This is a genomic window from Streptomyces canarius, from assembly GCF_014650735.1.
Lineage (GTDB): Bacteria > Actinomycetota > Actinomycetes > Streptomycetales > Streptomycetaceae > Streptomyces > Streptomyces olivaceoviridis.
Genome location: NZ_BMVN01000003.1, coordinates 177,501 through 193,119, shown reverse-complemented (window position 1 = coordinate 193,119; position 15,619 = coordinate 177,501). Strand labels below are relative to the sequence as shown.

At 70.1% G+C, this 15,619-nt stretch carries 25 protein-coding genes; 4 read left to right on the top strand and 21 right to left on the bottom strand.

Features of this window, described 5'->3' with window-relative positions:
• The first annotated feature begins 38 nt into the window (after nucleotides 1–38).
• Nucleotides 39–650, top strand: coding sequence for a helix-turn-helix domain-containing protein (locus IE294_RS05590; RefSeq protein WP_229917024.1), 612 nt, complete (start codon nucleotides 39–41; stop codon nucleotides 648–650).
• A gap of 74 nt (nucleotides 651–724) precedes the next feature.
• Nucleotides 725–1,276, top strand: coding sequence for a hypothetical protein (locus tag IE294_RS05585; RefSeq protein ID WP_189882841.1), 552 nt, complete (start codon nucleotides 725–727; stop codon nucleotides 1,274–1,276).
• Between the two features lie 130 nt (nucleotides 1,277–1,406).
• On the opposite strand, the gene IE294_RS05580 is transcribed toward IE294_RS05585, so the two are convergent.
• Nucleotides 1,407–3,929 (bottom strand): pentapeptide repeat-containing protein, encoded by a 2,523-nt coding sequence (locus tag IE294_RS05580; RefSeq protein ID WP_229917023.1) that lies wholly within the window; start codon nucleotides 3,927–3,929, stop codon nucleotides 1,407–1,409.
• A gap of 311 nt (nucleotides 3,930–4,240) precedes the next feature.
• Here IE294_RS05580 and IE294_RS05575 point away from each other — a divergent pair, with 311 nt between their 5' ends.
• Nucleotides 4,241–4,798 (top strand): hypothetical protein, encoded by a 558-nt coding sequence (locus IE294_RS05575; RefSeq protein WP_189882839.1) that lies wholly within the window; start codon nucleotides 4,241–4,243, stop codon nucleotides 4,796–4,798.
• Between the two features lie 135 nt (nucleotides 4,799–4,933).
• Here IE294_RS05575 and IE294_RS05570 read toward each other — a convergent pair whose 3' ends face one another.
• From IE294_RS05570 to IE294_RS05555, 4 genes are all read right to left on the bottom strand, one after another.
• Nucleotides 4,934–5,242 carry a hypothetical protein gene (locus tag IE294_RS05570; protein WP_189882837.1) on the bottom strand — a complete coding sequence of 103 codons (309 nt, stop codon included), beginning with the start codon at nucleotides 5,240–5,242 and terminating at the stop codon, nucleotides 4,934–4,936.
• A complete protein-coding gene (locus IE294_RS05565; RefSeq protein ID WP_189882835.1) occupies nucleotides 5,239–6,063 on the bottom strand; it encodes a hypothetical protein in 825 nt (274 codons plus the stop codon). Before IE294_RS05565 ends, IE294_RS05570 begins: the two co-directional genes overlap by 4 nt.
• Nucleotides 6,064–6,133: 70 nt before the next feature.
• The gene (locus IE294_RS05560; RefSeq protein ID WP_189882834.1) at nucleotides 6,134–6,892 is read right to left on the bottom strand and encodes a hypothetical protein; all 759 of its coding nucleotides are present in this window, start codon (nucleotides 6,890–6,892) and stop codon (nucleotides 6,134–6,136) included.
• Between the two features lie 20 nt (nucleotides 6,893–6,912).
• A complete protein-coding gene (locus IE294_RS05555) occupies nucleotides 6,913–7,935 on the bottom strand; it encodes a hypothetical protein (protein WP_189882832.1) in 1,023 nt (340 codons plus the stop codon).
• Nucleotides 7,936–8,062: 127 nt separating this feature from the next.
• Between IE294_RS05555 and IE294_RS05550 the strand changes: the two genes are divergently transcribed.
• Nucleotides 8,063–8,263 (top strand): hypothetical protein, encoded by a 201-nt coding sequence (locus IE294_RS05550; RefSeq protein WP_189882830.1) that lies wholly within the window; start codon nucleotides 8,063–8,065, stop codon nucleotides 8,261–8,263.
• 11 nt (nucleotides 8,264–8,274) lie between these two features.
• On the opposite strand, the gene IE294_RS48980 is transcribed toward IE294_RS05550, so the two are convergent.
• From IE294_RS48980 to IE294_RS05480, 16 genes are all read right to left on the bottom strand, one after another.
• Nucleotides 8,275–8,397 (bottom strand): hypothetical protein, encoded by a 123-nt coding sequence (locus tag IE294_RS48980; protein ID WP_268252770.1) that lies wholly within the window; start codon nucleotides 8,395–8,397, stop codon nucleotides 8,275–8,277.
• Complete coding sequence (locus IE294_RS05545) at nucleotides 8,394–8,969, bottom strand: hypothetical protein (protein WP_189882828.1); 576 nt, start codon at nucleotides 8,967–8,969, stop codon at nucleotides 8,394–8,396. Before IE294_RS05545 ends, IE294_RS48980 begins: the two co-directional genes overlap by 4 nt.
• Nucleotides 8,966–9,271 carry a hypothetical protein gene (locus IE294_RS05540; protein ID WP_189882826.1) on the bottom strand — a complete coding sequence of 102 codons (306 nt, stop codon included), beginning with the start codon at nucleotides 9,269–9,271 and terminating at the stop codon, nucleotides 8,966–8,968. Before IE294_RS05540 ends, IE294_RS05545 begins: the two co-directional genes overlap by 4 nt.
• Nucleotides 9,271–9,585, bottom strand: coding sequence for a helix-turn-helix domain-containing protein (locus IE294_RS05535; protein ID WP_189883416.1), 315 nt, complete (start codon nucleotides 9,583–9,585; stop codon nucleotides 9,271–9,273). The genes IE294_RS05540 and IE294_RS05535 overlap by 1 nt, the downstream gene beginning before the upstream one ends.
• A gap of 70 nt (nucleotides 9,586–9,655) precedes the next feature.
• Nucleotides 9,656–9,787, bottom strand: coding sequence for a hypothetical protein (locus IE294_RS48975; protein WP_268252769.1), 132 nt, complete (start codon nucleotides 9,785–9,787; stop codon nucleotides 9,656–9,658).
• 200 nt (nucleotides 9,788–9,987) lie between these two features.
• Nucleotides 9,988–10,221 carry a hypothetical protein gene (locus tag IE294_RS05530; RefSeq protein ID WP_189882824.1) on the bottom strand — a complete coding sequence of 78 codons (234 nt, stop codon included), beginning with the start codon at nucleotides 10,219–10,221 and terminating at the stop codon, nucleotides 9,988–9,990.
• Nucleotides 10,222–10,469: 248 nt separating this feature from the next.
• Complete coding sequence (locus IE294_RS05525) at nucleotides 10,470–10,820, bottom strand: WhiB family transcriptional regulator (protein ID WP_189882822.1); 351 nt, start codon at nucleotides 10,818–10,820, stop codon at nucleotides 10,470–10,472.
• Complete coding sequence (locus tag IE294_RS05520; protein ID WP_189882820.1) at nucleotides 10,820–11,050, bottom strand: hypothetical protein; 231 nt, start codon at nucleotides 11,048–11,050, stop codon at nucleotides 10,820–10,822. Before IE294_RS05520 ends, IE294_RS05525 begins: the two co-directional genes overlap by 1 nt.
• Nucleotides 11,047–11,259: a hypothetical protein gene (locus IE294_RS05515; RefSeq protein ID WP_189882818.1), complete on the bottom strand. Its 213-nt coding sequence runs from the start codon at nucleotides 11,257–11,259 to the stop codon at nucleotides 11,047–11,049. The genes IE294_RS05520 and IE294_RS05515 overlap by 4 nt, the downstream gene beginning before the upstream one ends.
• On the bottom strand, nucleotides 11,256–11,702 hold the full coding sequence (locus IE294_RS05510; protein WP_189882816.1) for a hypothetical protein: 447 nt from the start codon (nucleotides 11,700–11,702) through the stop codon (nucleotides 11,256–11,258). The genes IE294_RS05515 and IE294_RS05510 overlap by 4 nt, the downstream gene beginning before the upstream one ends.
• A complete protein-coding gene (locus IE294_RS05505) occupies nucleotides 11,699–12,241 on the bottom strand; it encodes a Holliday junction endonuclease (RefSeq protein ID WP_189882814.1) in 543 nt (180 codons plus the stop codon). Before IE294_RS05505 ends, IE294_RS05510 begins: the two co-directional genes overlap by 4 nt.
• Entirely contained in the window at nucleotides 12,238–12,960 is a 723-nt protein-coding gene (locus IE294_RS05500; protein WP_189882812.1) for a hypothetical protein, read from the bottom strand. The genes IE294_RS05505 and IE294_RS05500 overlap by 4 nt, the downstream gene beginning before the upstream one ends.
• The gene (locus tag IE294_RS05495; protein WP_189882810.1) at nucleotides 12,957–13,187 is read right to left on the bottom strand and encodes a hypothetical protein; all 231 of its coding nucleotides are present in this window, start codon (nucleotides 13,185–13,187) and stop codon (nucleotides 12,957–12,959) included. Before IE294_RS05495 ends, IE294_RS05500 begins: the two co-directional genes overlap by 4 nt.
• A 2-nt stretch (nucleotides 13,188–13,189) precedes the next feature.
• A complete protein-coding gene (locus IE294_RS05490; RefSeq protein WP_189882808.1) occupies nucleotides 13,190–14,134 on the bottom strand; it encodes a recombinase RecT in 945 nt (314 codons plus the stop codon).
• Nucleotides 14,134–15,234 carry a YqaJ viral recombinase family nuclease gene (locus IE294_RS05485; RefSeq protein WP_189882806.1) on the bottom strand — a complete coding sequence of 367 codons (1,101 nt, stop codon included), beginning with the start codon at nucleotides 15,232–15,234 and terminating at the stop codon, nucleotides 14,134–14,136. Before IE294_RS05485 ends, IE294_RS05490 begins: the two co-directional genes overlap by 1 nt.
• Before the next feature lie 86 nt (nucleotides 15,235–15,320).
• Complete coding sequence (locus IE294_RS05480) at nucleotides 15,321–15,596, bottom strand: helix-turn-helix domain-containing protein (RefSeq protein ID WP_189882804.1); 276 nt, start codon at nucleotides 15,594–15,596, stop codon at nucleotides 15,321–15,323.
• Nucleotides 15,597–15,619: the final 23 nt, after the last annotated feature.

Here is a 15,619-nt window from a genome sequence, read left to right as displayed (position 1 = left end):
GTGTGCTTCCGCCGGCCGAGACCGGCGGGCGCTCAGCTGTGTACCGCGTCTTCGACACCGGCGGACGGCTGCTGTATGTGGGCAGCAGCGAGCGCCCACGGCAGCGGTGGCACGAGCACAGGAGTCGCACGGTCTGGTGGCCCCTGGCACGGGCGTACTCGCTGGACTGGTTCGAGGATCGGGCGGCGGCGTACACCGCTGAAGCACGGGCCATCGTTGCTGAGCAGCCCGAACTGAACCAGGTATGGCGCCCGCGCCCCGTACCATCGCCCGAGGCGACCCCCGAGGCATGGCGGGTGCTAGACGCGCTGCGAGCCATCGAGCAGATGGACGATCCCGCGCGACAGGCGCGGGCGATCACCGAGGTACTGAAGGTGCAGTCGGACAGCGGGCCGAAGCTGAAGGAAGCACGGCGGGCCTGGGTGCTCGGGCAGCGCGCGAAGAAGGTCACGTACCGCGAGATCGCTGAGACGCTCGGCGTCTCGATCAGCACGGTGCAGGACGTCGAGCGCGGCTACTCCGGGTCGGGCAAGAACCGACCGCGAACGGGACGGCGCATGAAGTCGGCAACTGGCGAACCAGGCGGGACCGTTGGGACGTCCGTGAAGAGTGAGTCAGTGAGCGGTGGCGAGGCATCGTCGAGCGACTGAAGCGTTCATCGGTCGTTTATCCGTACCGGAGGGGCACGGCGGTCGTGCTCTCTCACGTCAAGGAGCGAGGAATCATGAGCAAGGTCCGTTTAGCCGTGGGTGCTGCTGCCGTTGTGCTGGCGGTGGGCGCGCTGGCCGGGTGTGGGGGGTCGGACGATTCGTCGAAGCCGGCGGCCAGGGGCGGTAGCGCCGCGTCGGCGTCGGCCGATGGGGATTCGAGGCCGTCGCCGTCTCAGCCGGCGACGGCCCGGCAGGTGTTCACGAAGCTGTCGGGCGAGGTCACTGCGGCGAAGCTGAACACTGTGGTCACGGCCGAGAACGACCCGAACAAGTTGCTCGGCCGTCCGGGTCAGTACACGTCGAAGGTCACGTTCACTGACTCGCGGATCGCGGCGGCGGACGTCGAGGGCCTGGACAAGGACGACTCGCTGCGCGGCGGGGCCGTCGAGGTTTTCGGAAGCGCGGGGGACGCGAAGGCGCGAGCCGACTACATCGAGTCGGTGACGAAGTCGATGCCGGCGCTCGCCGAGTACCACTACCTGGACGGGCCGGTGCTGGTACGGGTCTCCCACTACCTGACGCCGCAGCAGGCGACCGAGTACAGGTCGGCACTCGGACAGCACTGAAGATCCCGACGCGTTGTCGGTAACCCCGTACGCTGGTGGGGCGCGTCCACGCAACAAGGCCCCCGGCTGCTGCCGGGGGTTTTGCTTGAGCCCGGGTCAGTCGATGGCGGGCGGGCTGTCCTGAGGCATGTCAGCGTTTGATGCGTCCGCGGATGGCGAGGACTCCGAGAGCTAGGAGGGTGGGTTCGAGGAGGCGGGAGGTCATCTCGATATAGGTGCCGGCGGTGGTGAGGTTCTGTCCGCTGGAGCGGAAGACGACCGAGTTGATGGCGACGCGGGTGGCTTTCTCCGCGCGCGCCCAGGTGATGCGTTTGGGCCAACCGCCGCGCAGGGCGGGGTCCGGGGTGCTGGTGTTAAGGCTGATCCTGCTGCCGTTCAGGGTTCCGGTGGTCGCCGGGTCGGGATCGTGGGTGGGAAGGCCGACGCCCATGAGGAACAGCACGGTCAAGGTCATGGCGGCGAGCAGCCAGGTGAAGGCACGGGAGGCGCGCAGGCCGTAGCCGGACAGCAGCCAGTACCCCCACAGCAGGCGGCGTTCACCCTTCGAGGTGCCGCTCGTGTCGTGGCGGCGCATCTCGCATTCGCCGTAGTAGAAGTCAGCAGCGCCAGGTTCGTTCTTGCCGTCCTCGAACGCTTTGCGCAGGTGCCGGTACAGCGCGGCGGCGTCTTCTGGGCCGGGGGTGCCGGCCGGGTCGGCATGGTGCGGTCCCGGACGCCACAGACGGGGGTCCGATGCCTCGCCTGCGGGAAGAGCGGGCTGGCCGGCGGTGCGGGCGCGCCAGTGGTGTTCCTCAGCGAGTACCCGCCGGCGGGTGAAGCGGATGGGGCGGATGCCGCGGCGGTGCCAGCCGGTGGGGGCGTCGGCGAAGATGGTGCGGCCTTCGAGGCGGATCTGGTCGAGGTGGAAAGCCCCGGAGAACAGGCAGTCAGATAGGTCGGCGTCGGTCAGCACCAGATGCGCAGCGTCCACACCCTGCACCGATGCGACCCGGACGTCGGCAGATCCAGTCAACGCCTGCTCGTCCAGAGCGCCTCCGTCGGGCTTGATGAAACGGGCTGCGGCAGCGGTGACCGCCACGGGAGCGGACAGCACCGCGTGACTGAGGTCCACGGTCGCGTACCGCAGGCGAATGGTCGCCGTTGACTCCCACCGTGTCCGCTCGGCCACCACCTCCCGCGCAGCCATCTCCAGCGTCACCGGCAGCACGAACACTGCCCCGGACAGCACCACCATTCCCGCACACACCAACGGCCCGAACACCGACGCGCCCTCAAACCGCGCCTCCCCGAACCAGGCGTCGCCGGAGAACTGCGCCCCGCCGAACGAGGCCTGGCCGGAGAACTGCGCCCCAGGGAACACGGCTTCGCCGGAGAACTGCGCCTCGACGAACCGGGCGTGGCCGGAGAACTGCGCCCCGACGAACCCGGCTTCGCCGGAGAACTGCGCCTCGTTGAACTGGGCCTCGCTGGAGAACTGCGCTCTGTCGAACCCGGCGTGGCCGGAGAACTGCGCCCTGCCGAACTCGGCGTTGCTGGAAAACTGCGCATCGGTGTACCAGGCGTGGTCGGAGAACTGCGCCCCGACGAACCAAGCGTGGCCGTCGAACTGCGCACTGTCGAAATCGGCGTGGCCGGCGAACTGTGCCCTGTCGAACTGGGTGCGGCTGAAGAACTGCGCCCTGCCGAACGCGGCCTTGCTGGAAAACTGCGCTCCGTCGAACTCGGCGTCGCCGGCGAACTGCGCCCTGCCGAACGCGGCGTCGCCGGCGAACTGCGCCCCGTCGAACGCGGCGTCGCCGGCGAACTGCGCCCCGTCGAAATCGGCGTCACCGGAGAACTGCGCCCCCCTGAACCCGACGCGGCCAGAGAACTGCGCATCGTCGAAGTTAGCGTCGCCGGAGAACTGCGCATCGTCGAAGTTGGCGCCGCTGGAGAACTGCGCCCCGGTGAACCCGGCGTCGCTGGAGAACTGCGCCTCGACGAACCCAGCGCGGCCGGAGAACTGCGCCCTGCCGAACTCGGCGCGGCCGGCGAACTGCGCCCTGCCGAACTGGGTGCGGTTGAAGAACTGCGCTCTGCCGAACTCGACTCGGCTGGAGAACTGCGCCCCACCGAACCAGGCGTCGCCGGAGAACTGCGCCCCAGGGAACACGGCGCGGCTGGAGAACTGCGCCCTGCCGAACTCGGCGCGGCTGGAGAACTGCGCCCCGAGGAACTGGGCGTCGCCGGAGAACTGCGCCCCCCTGAACCCGGCGCGGACGGAGAACTGCGCCCCGACGAAGTTGGCGCCGCTGGAGAACTGCGCCCCGGTGAACCCGGCATCGTCGTAGAACTGCGCCCCGGCGAACCCGGCGTCGCCGGAAAACTGCGCCCCGGTGAACGCGGCGCGGCCGAGGTGGGGGTTGCCGGTGGTGGGGTCGCGGAGGGCGTTGAGGAGGTCGTTGAGCAGTTGTTCGGTGAAGGGGGTGCCGCGATGGTCGATGTCATTGCCGGGCGTGAGACCGGACAGGTAAGTGGTCCGTTCGGCGTCGCCGAGGTGCGCGAGGCATGCGGTCTGGCCGGGGACGTGGATGCCGGTACAGCCGACCGGGTCGGTGGCCGGGTCCGCGCCGTGCCCGCAGTACGTCCAGGAAGGCAGTGAGGGTGCGCTCATGGTGGGGCAGCTCCACAGAAGTGTGTCGTAGTTCTGGAGAGGACGCCATGAGGCTAGGGCCGGTTCAGGCCGGCCGGTCGGTGGGCCGTCGGCGGTGGTTGGCGCAGTCGTCGGATCGGATGGTCTGGCGCCGGCCTGCCGTAGGTGGCCGAGCGTGGACCCTGCCTTCCGCAGGGTTACCCGGCACGGGATCCCTGTAGGCCCCTATGCATCTACCGCTCCAACGCTAGGATTTCCGTGCGATCACAGGGGAGGTACGGGTGACGGTTACTAGCGTGATTGCCTGGGCACATGAGCCAGTCAAGATGCGCATGAGCAACGACTACGGAGCGATCGCGGCATCGATACTAGCCGCAATTCTAGTGGCCGGGCTAGTTGAAATTGCGAACACCCTCAGAACCCTTGGCACCGAAGAACATAAACTCGACCTCATGTTCGCCGAGGAATTGAAAGAGAGCGCCATAGCACTCAGGTCAGGCATCGCACTCCCGCCGGAAATACGACTGATCGTGAACAGCAGGGTACGCATCTACAAGAAGCTGCGCTCCGCAGTACGCCGGAAGCTCGCCATGATCTATTTCCTCTGGGGATTGATCATTACTACCACAACTGGCCTCTTGGTGTCTATCCTATCCTGGGCCGCAGACGCAAACAGTGGAACTGCTCCTCGTCGAGCTACTTTAATATTCCACGGCACCTACTCAGTACTGATGCTCACCTTCTTCACATTCCTATTGCGGGTAACTTTCTTACGGGCACTGAGAGTCTGGGAGCGGAGAGTGGAGCTCGCCGGGCGCATGGGTCTCAATCCAGCCGAAATGAGAAGTTTGATGAAATCCTGGGCTCGCGCCAACGGGATTAAGCGGTAACCCAGAATTGGCGACAAGCTATAGGCCCTGAAGGCAAGCAAGGGGCGTTCGGTCATCAGGGTCTTCTCCGGGGTCATACTGGGGGCGGGGCGCCGGCCGGCGCGGGGACGGCCGGCGCGGGGACGGTGTGGTGGCTTACCGGTCGCGGAGCTGGTGGAGCCGGACGGGTATCTGCGCGGCTCGGGCGCGGCGCCGGTCGCGTTCGCGGGCCGCCCGCCAGTTCCGCAGGGAACGTCGGGGCCGGAAGACGATCAGCCCGGCGACCGCGGTGACGACGATCGGCACGGCGATCCAGAACCAGGGCGAGCGGCGGGAGGCGTAGCAGAACTGCCAGTCGGCCCAGCTGGTGAGTTCGCGGATCGGGCGGCCTCGGCCGGTGGCGTAGCCGCCGATCCACATACAGGCCAGGGCGAGGGCGGCCCAGTCCCAGGTCTTGCCGCTCACCGCTGCTCCCCCGCGTGCTCGGCCAGGTGCGGTTCGAGCTCGACGATCGAGGGGAGACGCTCACCGCAGTCGGAGCACTTGCGGAGCTTGGTCCAGGTCTCCAGCCCGTTCCGGTACTCGTGGGTGACCTCCCAGGCGACGTGCGCGCACTGCGGTTCTCCCTCGGGGGCTTCAAGCACCGCGAGGGCGGCGCGCTGCCCGTCCTCGCACATCTCCGCGAGCCGCATGCCGGGCCAGCAGGTGCCGCACTTCGCGGCGTGCGTCACCGCGGCGTCGTGCGCTGCTGTGGCCACTTCCAGCAGCGGCATCGACCTGCGCGCCGGTGCCGGGGCCGGCTGCGGCTCGTCGGGTTCCACGTACAGGTGGCCCTTGGCCCACGCGATGTGATCCGGGGCGAGGGCGTCGCACTTCACGCACGGCCGCCCCTGGGTGGCAAGGAGCGCATCCCGCACCTGGCGGCAGTGCGCCTCGGTCGCGTTCTCCACGATCAGGCGCTGTTCCTGCCGGTCGTACAGGGTGGCGAAGACGCCGTCCCGGCCGATCACGTACCGCTCGTCGACCGGCTTCGGCTCCTCACCGTGGATCCACGCGGTGAGCGCGTCGGCGTACTCATGCTTCGCCGCCTGGTGCTGGTCGGCGAGCGCGTCGACACGGTCCCGCATCGCGCGCAGATGCGGGGCGTGCCGGATCACCGCGTCGTGCATCTGCGGCGGCAGCACCTCCAGCAACTGGCCCGGGGTGCGCTTCTCGCGGCCGGGGCCGGGGTCCAGGCAGAGACGCAGGAAGTCACGCGTGACGTCCGGGGTCTGGAACTGCTGCACTGGGGGTTCTCCTTCGTAGAGTGGTGGCGGGTCGCCCGCTGCTACCGACAGCGGGCGGCCTCCTGCCTGGTCAGGCGGCGGGCTCGTCGTGGCGGGCATCGCCGCACCCCTCGGGGTCCGCGGCCGGCTCCGTGGAGCGTTCGGCCGCAGCCTGGGCAGTCAGGTGATTGACCTGTGCGAGCAGCGCGGCGATCAGCTCACGGGCATGGTTGACGGTCCCCGCCGCAGACACGGCCGGGTGCATCCGCGGGGCCGCGAGGAACGCGCCGACCTGCGCGCGGATCTCGGCGCCCTGTTGCTCGCTCCAGCCGCCGGCATGTGCGCTGCTGGTCAGCGCCTCCAGCTCATGGACCCGGCGGCGCAGCTTCTCGTTCGCCTCCCGCAGCTTCAGCGCCTCGGCGCTCGACTCCGCCCAGAACCGCGTCGCCGTCTCGGCGGCAGCGTTCGCGATCTCGACGAACTCGTGCAGCCGCTTGGCCTCCCGCTCCAGGTGGAAGATCAGCCCCTCACGCTCGTGAGGCTGCCGACGCGCCGCGCGGCGCTTCGCCGAGGCCAGGGCGGTCCGCAGTCGGCCGGTCTTGTGGACGAGGTCCTCCAACTGCTCGGCGGCGGCGAGGCAGGCGGCCACGATGACCTCGGCCGGGGTGTCGCTGGGGAACTCGATCGTCTCCCCGGCGGCGGGCTCGGTCAGGCTGGAGTCGCCGCCGTCGCTGGTCACGCCCCACATGGCGCCGTTGCAGCGGAGCAGGCCGAGCGGGTTCTCCTCGTCGCCGACCCAGCCGGCGGCCTCCAGTAGCTCGACGACGTCTAGCCGCGGGTTCCATGTCATGTCAGTTCTCCTTCGTGTGATCAGGCGCCGAAGCGGCGGAGGCGGGTGGCCTCGGCGTGCTCGGCGTACAGGCAGTCGGGGCAGCGGGCGGCCGGGTCGCGGTCACGGAAGTCGCGACCACAACCGCAGGTCCGCAGGGGTGCCAGAGGGTCTGGCTGGGGCGCCTGGAAGGGCGCTGGGGCGGCCTGGTGCGGCTCGTCGGGGGTACGGGGGACCGGCATCAGCAGCGGGGCCTGGACGGGCTTGCTGCGCCCGTCACGGGGCTTGCGGCGGGCCCGGGTCTCCCGGTGGGTGGAGCAGCGCTTCCCAGGACGCACCAGCGGAACCCCGCACACCTCGCACCGGTCGAGCGGCTGGCCGCCCTGGTCGTCGTCCTGGTTCGCGGATTGCTCGCTCTGCGCTGACGAGCCCCCAACCACCTGAGGTTGAGGAACTACATCAGCCACCTCCTGGGAAGCCCCATGGGAACTACCTGGGTTGTTCGGGCCTCCGTGGCCCGAACCGGTCGTGCCACTGTGGTCCGAACCCATACGTGCCTCTGTGGACCGAACCGATTCCTCGTCCGCAGCCGCAAGTTCCTGCCTCTGCGGCCCGAACTGGTTCGTGCCACTGTGGCCCGAACCTCCTTCCGGGCCCTCATCCTGGGCGCGCCGTCGAGCGGTGGCCTTCAGGTAGTCCTCGGCAGCCTTCCAGTCCGGCCAGGGCGTCGTACCGTTCGGGATGGCGTAGCGCGTAGGCGTTCCACGACGCCGCTGGCCGATGACCAGCACCACGCCCGCCCGTATGCCCGCGTCCAGGTACCGGCGCGCATCGTGCTCGCGGCATCCGGCGGCCCTCGCCAGGTCCTGGATCCGGATCGGCTTGCCGTCCTTGAAGCGCAGCTCACCCGAGGGCGCCGCCATCGCGCGCAGGGCGTACAGCATCGTCAGGAAGCCGCCCTTGAGACTGCGGGGCATCTCCCGCGTCCAGCGCCAGGCCAGCGCGTTGCCGAAGGAGTTCGGCACAGCGCCTTCCTTGCGCTCGTCCTGCTCGTCCACGCTCACGGGCTGTCTTTCTGGTCGTACGGGGGAGGCCAGGTCAGAGAGGGAGCACAACCGGGTGGGTCGGGCGCCCCTTGATCACTAATGTGTACTCTAGAGCACTCCAAAGTACATCGATTACTCTTGCGGCATGGCAGAGAACACAAGCGCCGAATACGGCCTGCGGGAGCTCCGGGCATCGCTGGGCAACGTCGTCCTGGACGTGATCGCCGAGCGGAAGATCGCCTACGTGATGCAGCGCGGGAAGCGGGTCGCGGCGATCGTCCCGCTGGACCTCGCGCAGGCCGCAGAGCACATGCTGGCCAAGCCCGGTGGTGAACCCTCGGCGTGACCGCGCGGCCATCACAGGCCACCTCGCAGCCGTGCGCGGACGCTGCGCGCGATGGAGCCCACGGCCGCCGCGTGTCCGAAGAGGCCGGCCGTCCAGGTCACGACGATGAACAGGTAGAGGCCGAGGAAGATCATGCGGCGGCTCCCGGGTGCGGGGGCAGGCCGGGCGCGGGCGGCTCGATCGGCGTCCGGGCGTAGACGAGCTGGGTGGCGGGCCCCAGGCCGTGCAGGTCCCGCAGCGGGGCCGGGGCCGGCCAGTCGTAGGCTTCGACCGTGCGGCAGTAGCCCACGGCGTACGCCTGACGGTCGTCCGCGTCCTTCAGCGGCCACACGTCTGTGTCCCACTCGTGCCGCCACCAGGGGACGAGGGTGTACCACCGGAAGCCCGGGTCGGCTTGGGCCCACCACTCGACCGCGGCACCGATGCGGCGCCGCTGCCAGATGCTCTCCGCGACGGCTTGTACGTCGGCGCGCAGCCACGGCCCTCTGTCGGCGACCAGGCCGACGGCCAGGCGCAGGCCCAGCGCGTTCGCCAGCAGCCCGAACGCCCACTGGGGTTCCAGGGTGCCGACGCCGACCTGCACCGGCTCGTCGAGGTGGAAGGTCATCGCCCACGGGTGGTTCGGTCTGCCGGTCTCATTGAGCGGTGTGACCCGCAGGACCGTCGCATCCATGTACCGGACGCCGGTGATCTGGTCATCCCTCACCGGCGGCCTCCCCGAGCGCTGCGGCGCTCGTCGAGGCTGATGACGCCGAGACAGCGGGCCGCCGGCTCGCTGCTCTGTCGGCCCGTGCAGGTGGCCACGTGGGGCATGTGGAGCTTCTCGAAGGGGGCGAGGGGCAGTTCCTCCGTCGGCCGACGTGAGAGCCAGGTGCCGCGCCCGTCTCGGGAAACGGCCGTGTTGCCGTCCGGGTGCGGCTGGGCGTCGACGGCGAGCCGCTTCCTGCCTTCGGTGATGGTCCACCGGATCGGAGCGCCGCAGATACCGCAGTACGAGGGGCTGGGCATCAGACGACCGCCTTCCGGGGCCGGCCGTGGCGGTCGCGCAGCTCGACGCCGGCGGCGAGGAGTCGCGTCCGTATGACCCAGTACCGGTAGCCGGTGCGGGCCTCGATGGCGCGCAGGCTCAGGCCGCGCCGGTACAGGCCCGCGAGGTAGTCGGCGACCGGGTCGGCCTGGAGCGGTCGGCCGCCGCTCGGGCGGAGTTTCACCCCGGCGGCCAGCAGCTGCCGCCTGGCAGTCGTGTAGCTGCGGCCGATCTCCTCCGCCACGCTGCGGATTCCGAAGCCTTCTTCGTAGAGGGCAGCGACGTCCACGGACACGAACGAACCTTTCTGCGCTGGTGGTGGGGCCGGGGCCTCCTGGTTGGGGGCCCCGGCGAGGGGTGAGGGGTCAGACCCAGAGGATGAGGGCGACGGCCAGGCCGAAGACGGGTGACCACGGGCCGATGACCGGTGTGAACGCGGTGACGGCCCAGGTGGCGAGGCCGGCGGACAGGCCGATCATGAACTTCCGGAAGGTCATCGCAGGACACCCGCCAAGTTCGCCTGCGTGGTGTCGGCCTGGGGCCTGGGCTTGAACAACATGGGTTCGCTCCTTCAGCGATCTGGGGCTGTGAGTTGGCCGGGGCCCGCCCTGTGTGTGGGGGCTGGGCGGGCCCCGGCACGGGCCGTGGCGTGGGGGCGCCGGACTCAGCCCGCGGGAGGTGGCCAGCGGTACGACGGTCAGTCGCAGTCGTCGTGGTCGTGGTGGCCGTGGCTGGTCCGGCGAGGACTGCCGGGGCGGCTGGACGGCTTGCTCAGGCGGGACTTGCGTCCGCCGCTCTTCCCGGCGTGCATGGCGGTCAGCGCCACCTCGGTGCCTCGGGCGTCGCAGTCGCCGTCTGCCGGTTCACAGCCGGCCGCGACCAGGGCGCCGACGAGCACCAGGGCCCCGGCCGCTCCGATCAGCGTCTTCATCAATCCGCTCCTGTCGTGTGTGCGCGTCGAGTTCGCGCTGGTCTGCGCGCCGGGCCCGTTGCTCGTACGCCTGCTCGGCGTGCGCCTGCTTGCGGGCCCGGTGCGCTTCCGCGCAGGTCTTGTGGGATGGGCGGCCTCCCTCATCGCGGAGGCAGGTCGGCCCCTTGCAGAACCGGCACGGCCGGGGCCGCTGGGCCCAGTGCCGCTTGGGGTCGGTCCAGTCCAGGACCCCGCTGGCCGGGAGGTAGTCATCCGGTCCCGGCCCGCGCTGCCGTGCCATCGCCACCCCCCTGCGTCCGGTTGCGCCGGCGGCGGCGCCTCTGCTGCCGCCGCCGGAGCGCCCGCCGCTCGTCCTTGTCCAGGCCGCCCCACACCCCGTTCGGCTCCGGTCGTTCGAGCGCGGCTTGCAGGCACGCCTCGATCACCGGGCACCGGGCACAGACCGCCTTCGCTTCCCTGGTGACGAGCAGCACCAGCCCCCTGGGGGAGTCCTCGGGGAAGAAGATCGAGCGGTCGTCCGTCTCGCGGCAGGCCGCCTGGTCGGACCAGTGCGGGGCCCGCGAGAGGGTGTCGGGCGCGTGGCGGCTTGGACGAGGCATCAGCTGTCGGCCTCCACGGCCGGGTACGTCACCCGCTGGAACGTCAGCGTGTCCTCGTCGACGGCGGGCCTGGCGGCCTCGGCCGGCTGGTCGGGCTGCGTCCGGCGGTGCTTGCCCGTCGGCCGCAGCCACAGCCAGCCGCCCCCGAGCACGCCCGGAGCGAGAATGAGCAGCCACCACCAGCTGAGGTTTTTGGCGATCCAGATCAGGACGTCCAAGGCCGTGTTCACGCTTGGGTCTCCCGCCAGCTCGTGACGGTCTTCTCGCTGACCCCGAGGACCTTCGCGACGCTGCGCGCCGACGCCTTCGAGTGCCGGGCCGCGTACCGCAGCTCTTCCGGTTCCAGCACCGTGTGCGGCAACGACCCCTTCAGGACCCTTTCAACGGCGACCACGTCGACACCGCGGTCCCAGGTGTTGAACTCGCGCAGGGTGTTCACTCGGCCTCACCGGCCTTCTGCGCCTCGCGTATGACCCGGTCCTGCTGGTGCTCACCGGCGACGCAGCCCGGGATCTGGCACGACCGGGTCAGGTTCCCTTCCGGCTCACGCCCGTGGTGCAGCCGGAACGCCACCCGGTACGCGGTCTGAATACTCGCCCTGAACCGAACCACGGGCGTCCCGCGCTTCTCCCGCGTGCCGGTCCAGCGCCGGTGACCGCCCTCCACGGGCTCCGACTGCTCGGTGAAGGCCTCAGCCCACGAGCTGTAGATCGGGCGCCGGCCACGCATGTACGGGGGCAACCCGACCCGCTTACGCACCAGGTCGACCCGCCGGTCACTGATGCCGAACTTCTGGGCGACGGCCCGGTTCGACACGTCCTCCCCGGCAAGCAGCGCCTTCACGATCTGCTCGTCGCTGACCTCGACGGTCATGGTGGTCATCGCTTCGCCTCCGGCCACTCGGCCTTCTTCAGGGCGTCCCGCTGGACGACGGGCAGGGAGAACTCGGGGCAGCCGAGCCAGTCCAGGCCGGCCCAGCGCAGCCAGGCCGCGTCGCACTGGTTGTCGTCCTCGAACTCGCGGCCGGCCCGCTTGTACGCGGCGAGAGCCATCGGGACCTTGTCGCCAGAGCCCTTGCCGGTCGCGTATGTCTTGAGCGTCGCGGGGGTGACGAGGGCGTACGGGATGCCCTGCTTGTTCAGCAGGTTCCGGACGACCCCGTGGACCATCGCGATCGGTTTCGCCGCGTGGCTGTTCTGCGGGATGTCCTCCATGACGACCAGGTCGGCCGCGGGGCCGAGGCCGAGGTGCTCGCCGCCGATGGCGATCTGCACGGCCTCTTCGATCTGCGTCAGCCGGTGGTCGCCGTCCTTCTGCTTCGTCTTCACCGTATGGGTCGACCCGTCCCGGTAGGCGATGCCCGACGCGGTGAGCGACAGGTCGAGGCCGACCACGGTGAACTTCCGCTGCACGTCGGTCATCGGGCACCGCCGTCCCGCAGCCACAGCGGGCGCACCGCGACGTAGTCCTCGGTGATCGGTGCGGGCAGTTGGATACGGGTCAGCACCAGGTCGTCCGGGTCGGCCGCGCCGAGGTTGACCTTCGCGTCCAGGTAGCGGCCCGGCAGCTCGTCCAACTCCAGCTCGGCGGCGTTGGCGAGCTGGTCGGCGAGCACGGTCACTTCCCGTTCCATGTGCCAGCCGAGGACGACGACCTGTGCCGTCCGCGTCGGCTTGTCGACCGACGTCACGTACACCGCGCTGGTGTGGCGGGGTTCTTCGAGCGCCAGCAGGTACCGACGGCCGAGCAGCGTGATCCGCCACGCGTCGGCGTCCCCGTCGACGTAGCGGCGGGCGCGCAGCCCACGCAGCTCGTCGGTGGGATCCTCGAAGCTCTCGCCACCGGCGAGGGCGTGCAGCACGTACTCCGCCGGCTTCGGCAGCGGCTGTTCGGTGGCGTGCTTCACCACGCGGATCTGGGCCAGCCGCCAGGCGTGGGTGCCGCGGGTCGTCTCCGCCGAGCACGGGCACGACGAGACGGTGGTCATCAGCGCGGGGTCGGAGACGTGGCCGTGGCACTGCATCGCGCTCCTCGCGCCCTTCTCACACAGGGCGGCCGAGCAGCAGGGGCAGTTGGGGCAGGGAGGCTGAGCCGGCCGCAGGTACATCGGGCCGAACGGCTCGTTGTAGGTGATGGTCATGAGTCCTGTCCTGGGGTCTCGTGTCCGCAGCGGAAGCAGCGCCGGGAGCCGTCCGCGCGCATCGCGTGCGGGGTCCGGCGGTTCTCGCGCGGGCAGTCAGAGAAGTCGGCGATGTCGAGGTGGCCGGCCGCCCACAGGGCGGGCAGCGGCGAGGGCGGCTGGGGGGCCGGGGCGGGGGCCGGGCCCGCGAACAGTGCGCGGGCCCGGCACAGCAAGGCGGCCAGCACGGCTACCGCCTCTTCTTCCTGTCCCGGCGGCGGGCCCTCGGCTTGACCCGGCCGCGGTTCTTCACCGGCAGTCGGGGCGCCGGGACGTCCTGCGATGCCTCGGCCGCCCGCGCGGCTCGTCGGGCCTCCGCCTCCAACGCGGCCGTCTCCGGGTCGATCGTCGCGAGGATCTGCGGATGCCCCTCTTCGGCGGCCTGCTCGACCGCGACCAGGGCCCGCAGCTCCGCGCTCTTGGGGACGAGCTTCGCCAGGCGCCGGATCGCCGTCTTCAGGTGCATCCGGTCGAACCGGGTGTGCCACAGCGAGTTCTTCTCGCCGTTCGCCTCAGCCCGCTGGTACGCCTTGGAGTGCTCGTCGCGGATCTCCTCCGCTTCCTCCAGCGTCACCACCGCCACGTTCGACCGGGCGCCGCCCTCCAGCCACGCGAACGCGTACGCGAACAGCGGCCTCCGGTCCTTCTTCGACGTCAGCACGTCCGGCCGGTGCACGAAGTCCTCACCGACGCGGGCCGTCGGCACGAACTCGTACTCGTCGCCCTCGTACACCAGGTTCGCGACCACGGACTTCACCAGGCCCGAGCGGTACATCAGCTCGACGTAGCCCTCGTAGGTGGCGAGGAAGGTCGCGATCCGGTCGTCGGCGGTGATGACCGCCTGCTGGCCGTCCGGGATCAGCCCGAACCGGGCGGCTGTGATGACGGCCTGGAGCACGCTCGCCGGCGTGCAGTTCCGCAGCTTCGGCAGGACGGGGCGGAGCGAGGCCAGGAACAGGTCGACGCTGACGTGCTTCGGTAGCGCGGCCTCGATGTCGGCCCGGAACCGCTCGACGTCGTGACCGTGGCCGGCGGGCGTCTCCTCGCCCTCGTCCGCCCGGTCGTGCCGGATGTCCTCACTGTCGGCGACCGCCGCCGCCCGTGCCACGCGTTCCTTCAAGGTGGTCAGGGCCATCACAGCTCCTTCTTGGGCACGCGCAGCACCCGGGCGCAGCACGCCTCGTACTCGACGGGGTACTTCTCCTTGAGCAGGTCCACGTCCAGGACCTCGACCGTCTTGCGGCACTCGGCGGCGATGGCCGGGTACTTCTCCTCGAACCGCTTCGGCGCGAACGTGCCGTTCTGGACGTACGACCAGGCCTTCTTGCCCTCGACCTCCGCGATGCTGGCCTTGTCGCCGCAGATCAGGCGCATCTCGTTCTCGACGGTGGTCTTCTGCTTGTCCAGTTCCTCGATCTGGGCGAGCAGCGCCGCGCGCCGCTTCCGCAGCTTCTCCGCCTTCATGCGGGGCACCTCGATGACGTCCTTCGGCTTGACGTGCCAGAGGCGGCCGAGGAGGTCCTTCGTGGCGTCCAGGCCGTCAGCGGGCGGCGGGTAGCCCTCGATGACGTGCCGCTGGAACCAGCGCCCGCACGTGTCGATGAGGAGCCCGATCAGTTCCTCATCCCGCTCGATGCGGTGGTAGCGGAGGGTGTTGCCGCCGACGAGGGCGACGGCCCAGCCGTACTCCCAGCCGCCGACCGCGAGGTTCCAGTGGACCTGGAGCGCGGGCCCGTCCGGGACACCGTCCTCCCAGTCGTCCAGCTGGTAGGCGCTGCGGTTCTTCAGCTCGATCGGGGCGACGACGGCGCCGCTGGCCGGGTCGAGGGCGTACCTGTCGACGTTGGAGCGCATCCAGGGCCGCTCGACGTTCGCGAGCGTTCCCGGTGTCGGCACGGCCGGGATTCCGGTCCGCTTTGAGAACAGGTGCGCGATGAAGGTCTCGATTTCCTGCCCCACCTCGGCGTACTCGCTGAGCTGGGCATCCATCGGCACGGGCCGGCCGTGCTTCTCCTCGTACACGTGGCGAGGGCCCGCGTACTTGTTGAGGCCGAGGATCTTCGCGACCTCGGAGCCGCCGATGCCGGTCCGGCGGGCCTCGTCCCACAGCGCCTTGTAGGCAGGGTCGTTGAGGTCGCCGGCCGGGAGGATGAGCCGTGCGGTCGGGGCCCCGTACGCGAGGTCATCCGGTGTGGACTCTGGCGGGGTCCACGGGTGGGTAGCCTGTTGGGACAACGTTCCTTCTCCTACGTGGGTTCGTTCGGGGGATGGAGGCCGCTGAGCCCGGCACGGCTCGGCGGCCTCTTCACATGCGGGCGGCTTCACGACGCCTGCCGTTCGATGGCCGCAGGCGGTTCGTCCTTGCGCGGTTGCAGGTCTGCGACCTCGCAGCCCAGTACGCGGGCCATCGCGCGCAGCCGGTTCGGCGTCGCGTTCCGGCGGCCGGCCTCGATGTCACAGAGGAGCTGCGCGCTGATCCCGCACTTCTCCGCCAAGGCCTTTTGACTGAGCGCCGCGTTCTCGCGGGCGCTCCTCACCGCCTCCGGGGAGTGCTGGAAGGGCGCGCCATTTCGGCGTCGCATGCGGGTAGTGGACATACGCACACTCTATGCGTAGTACT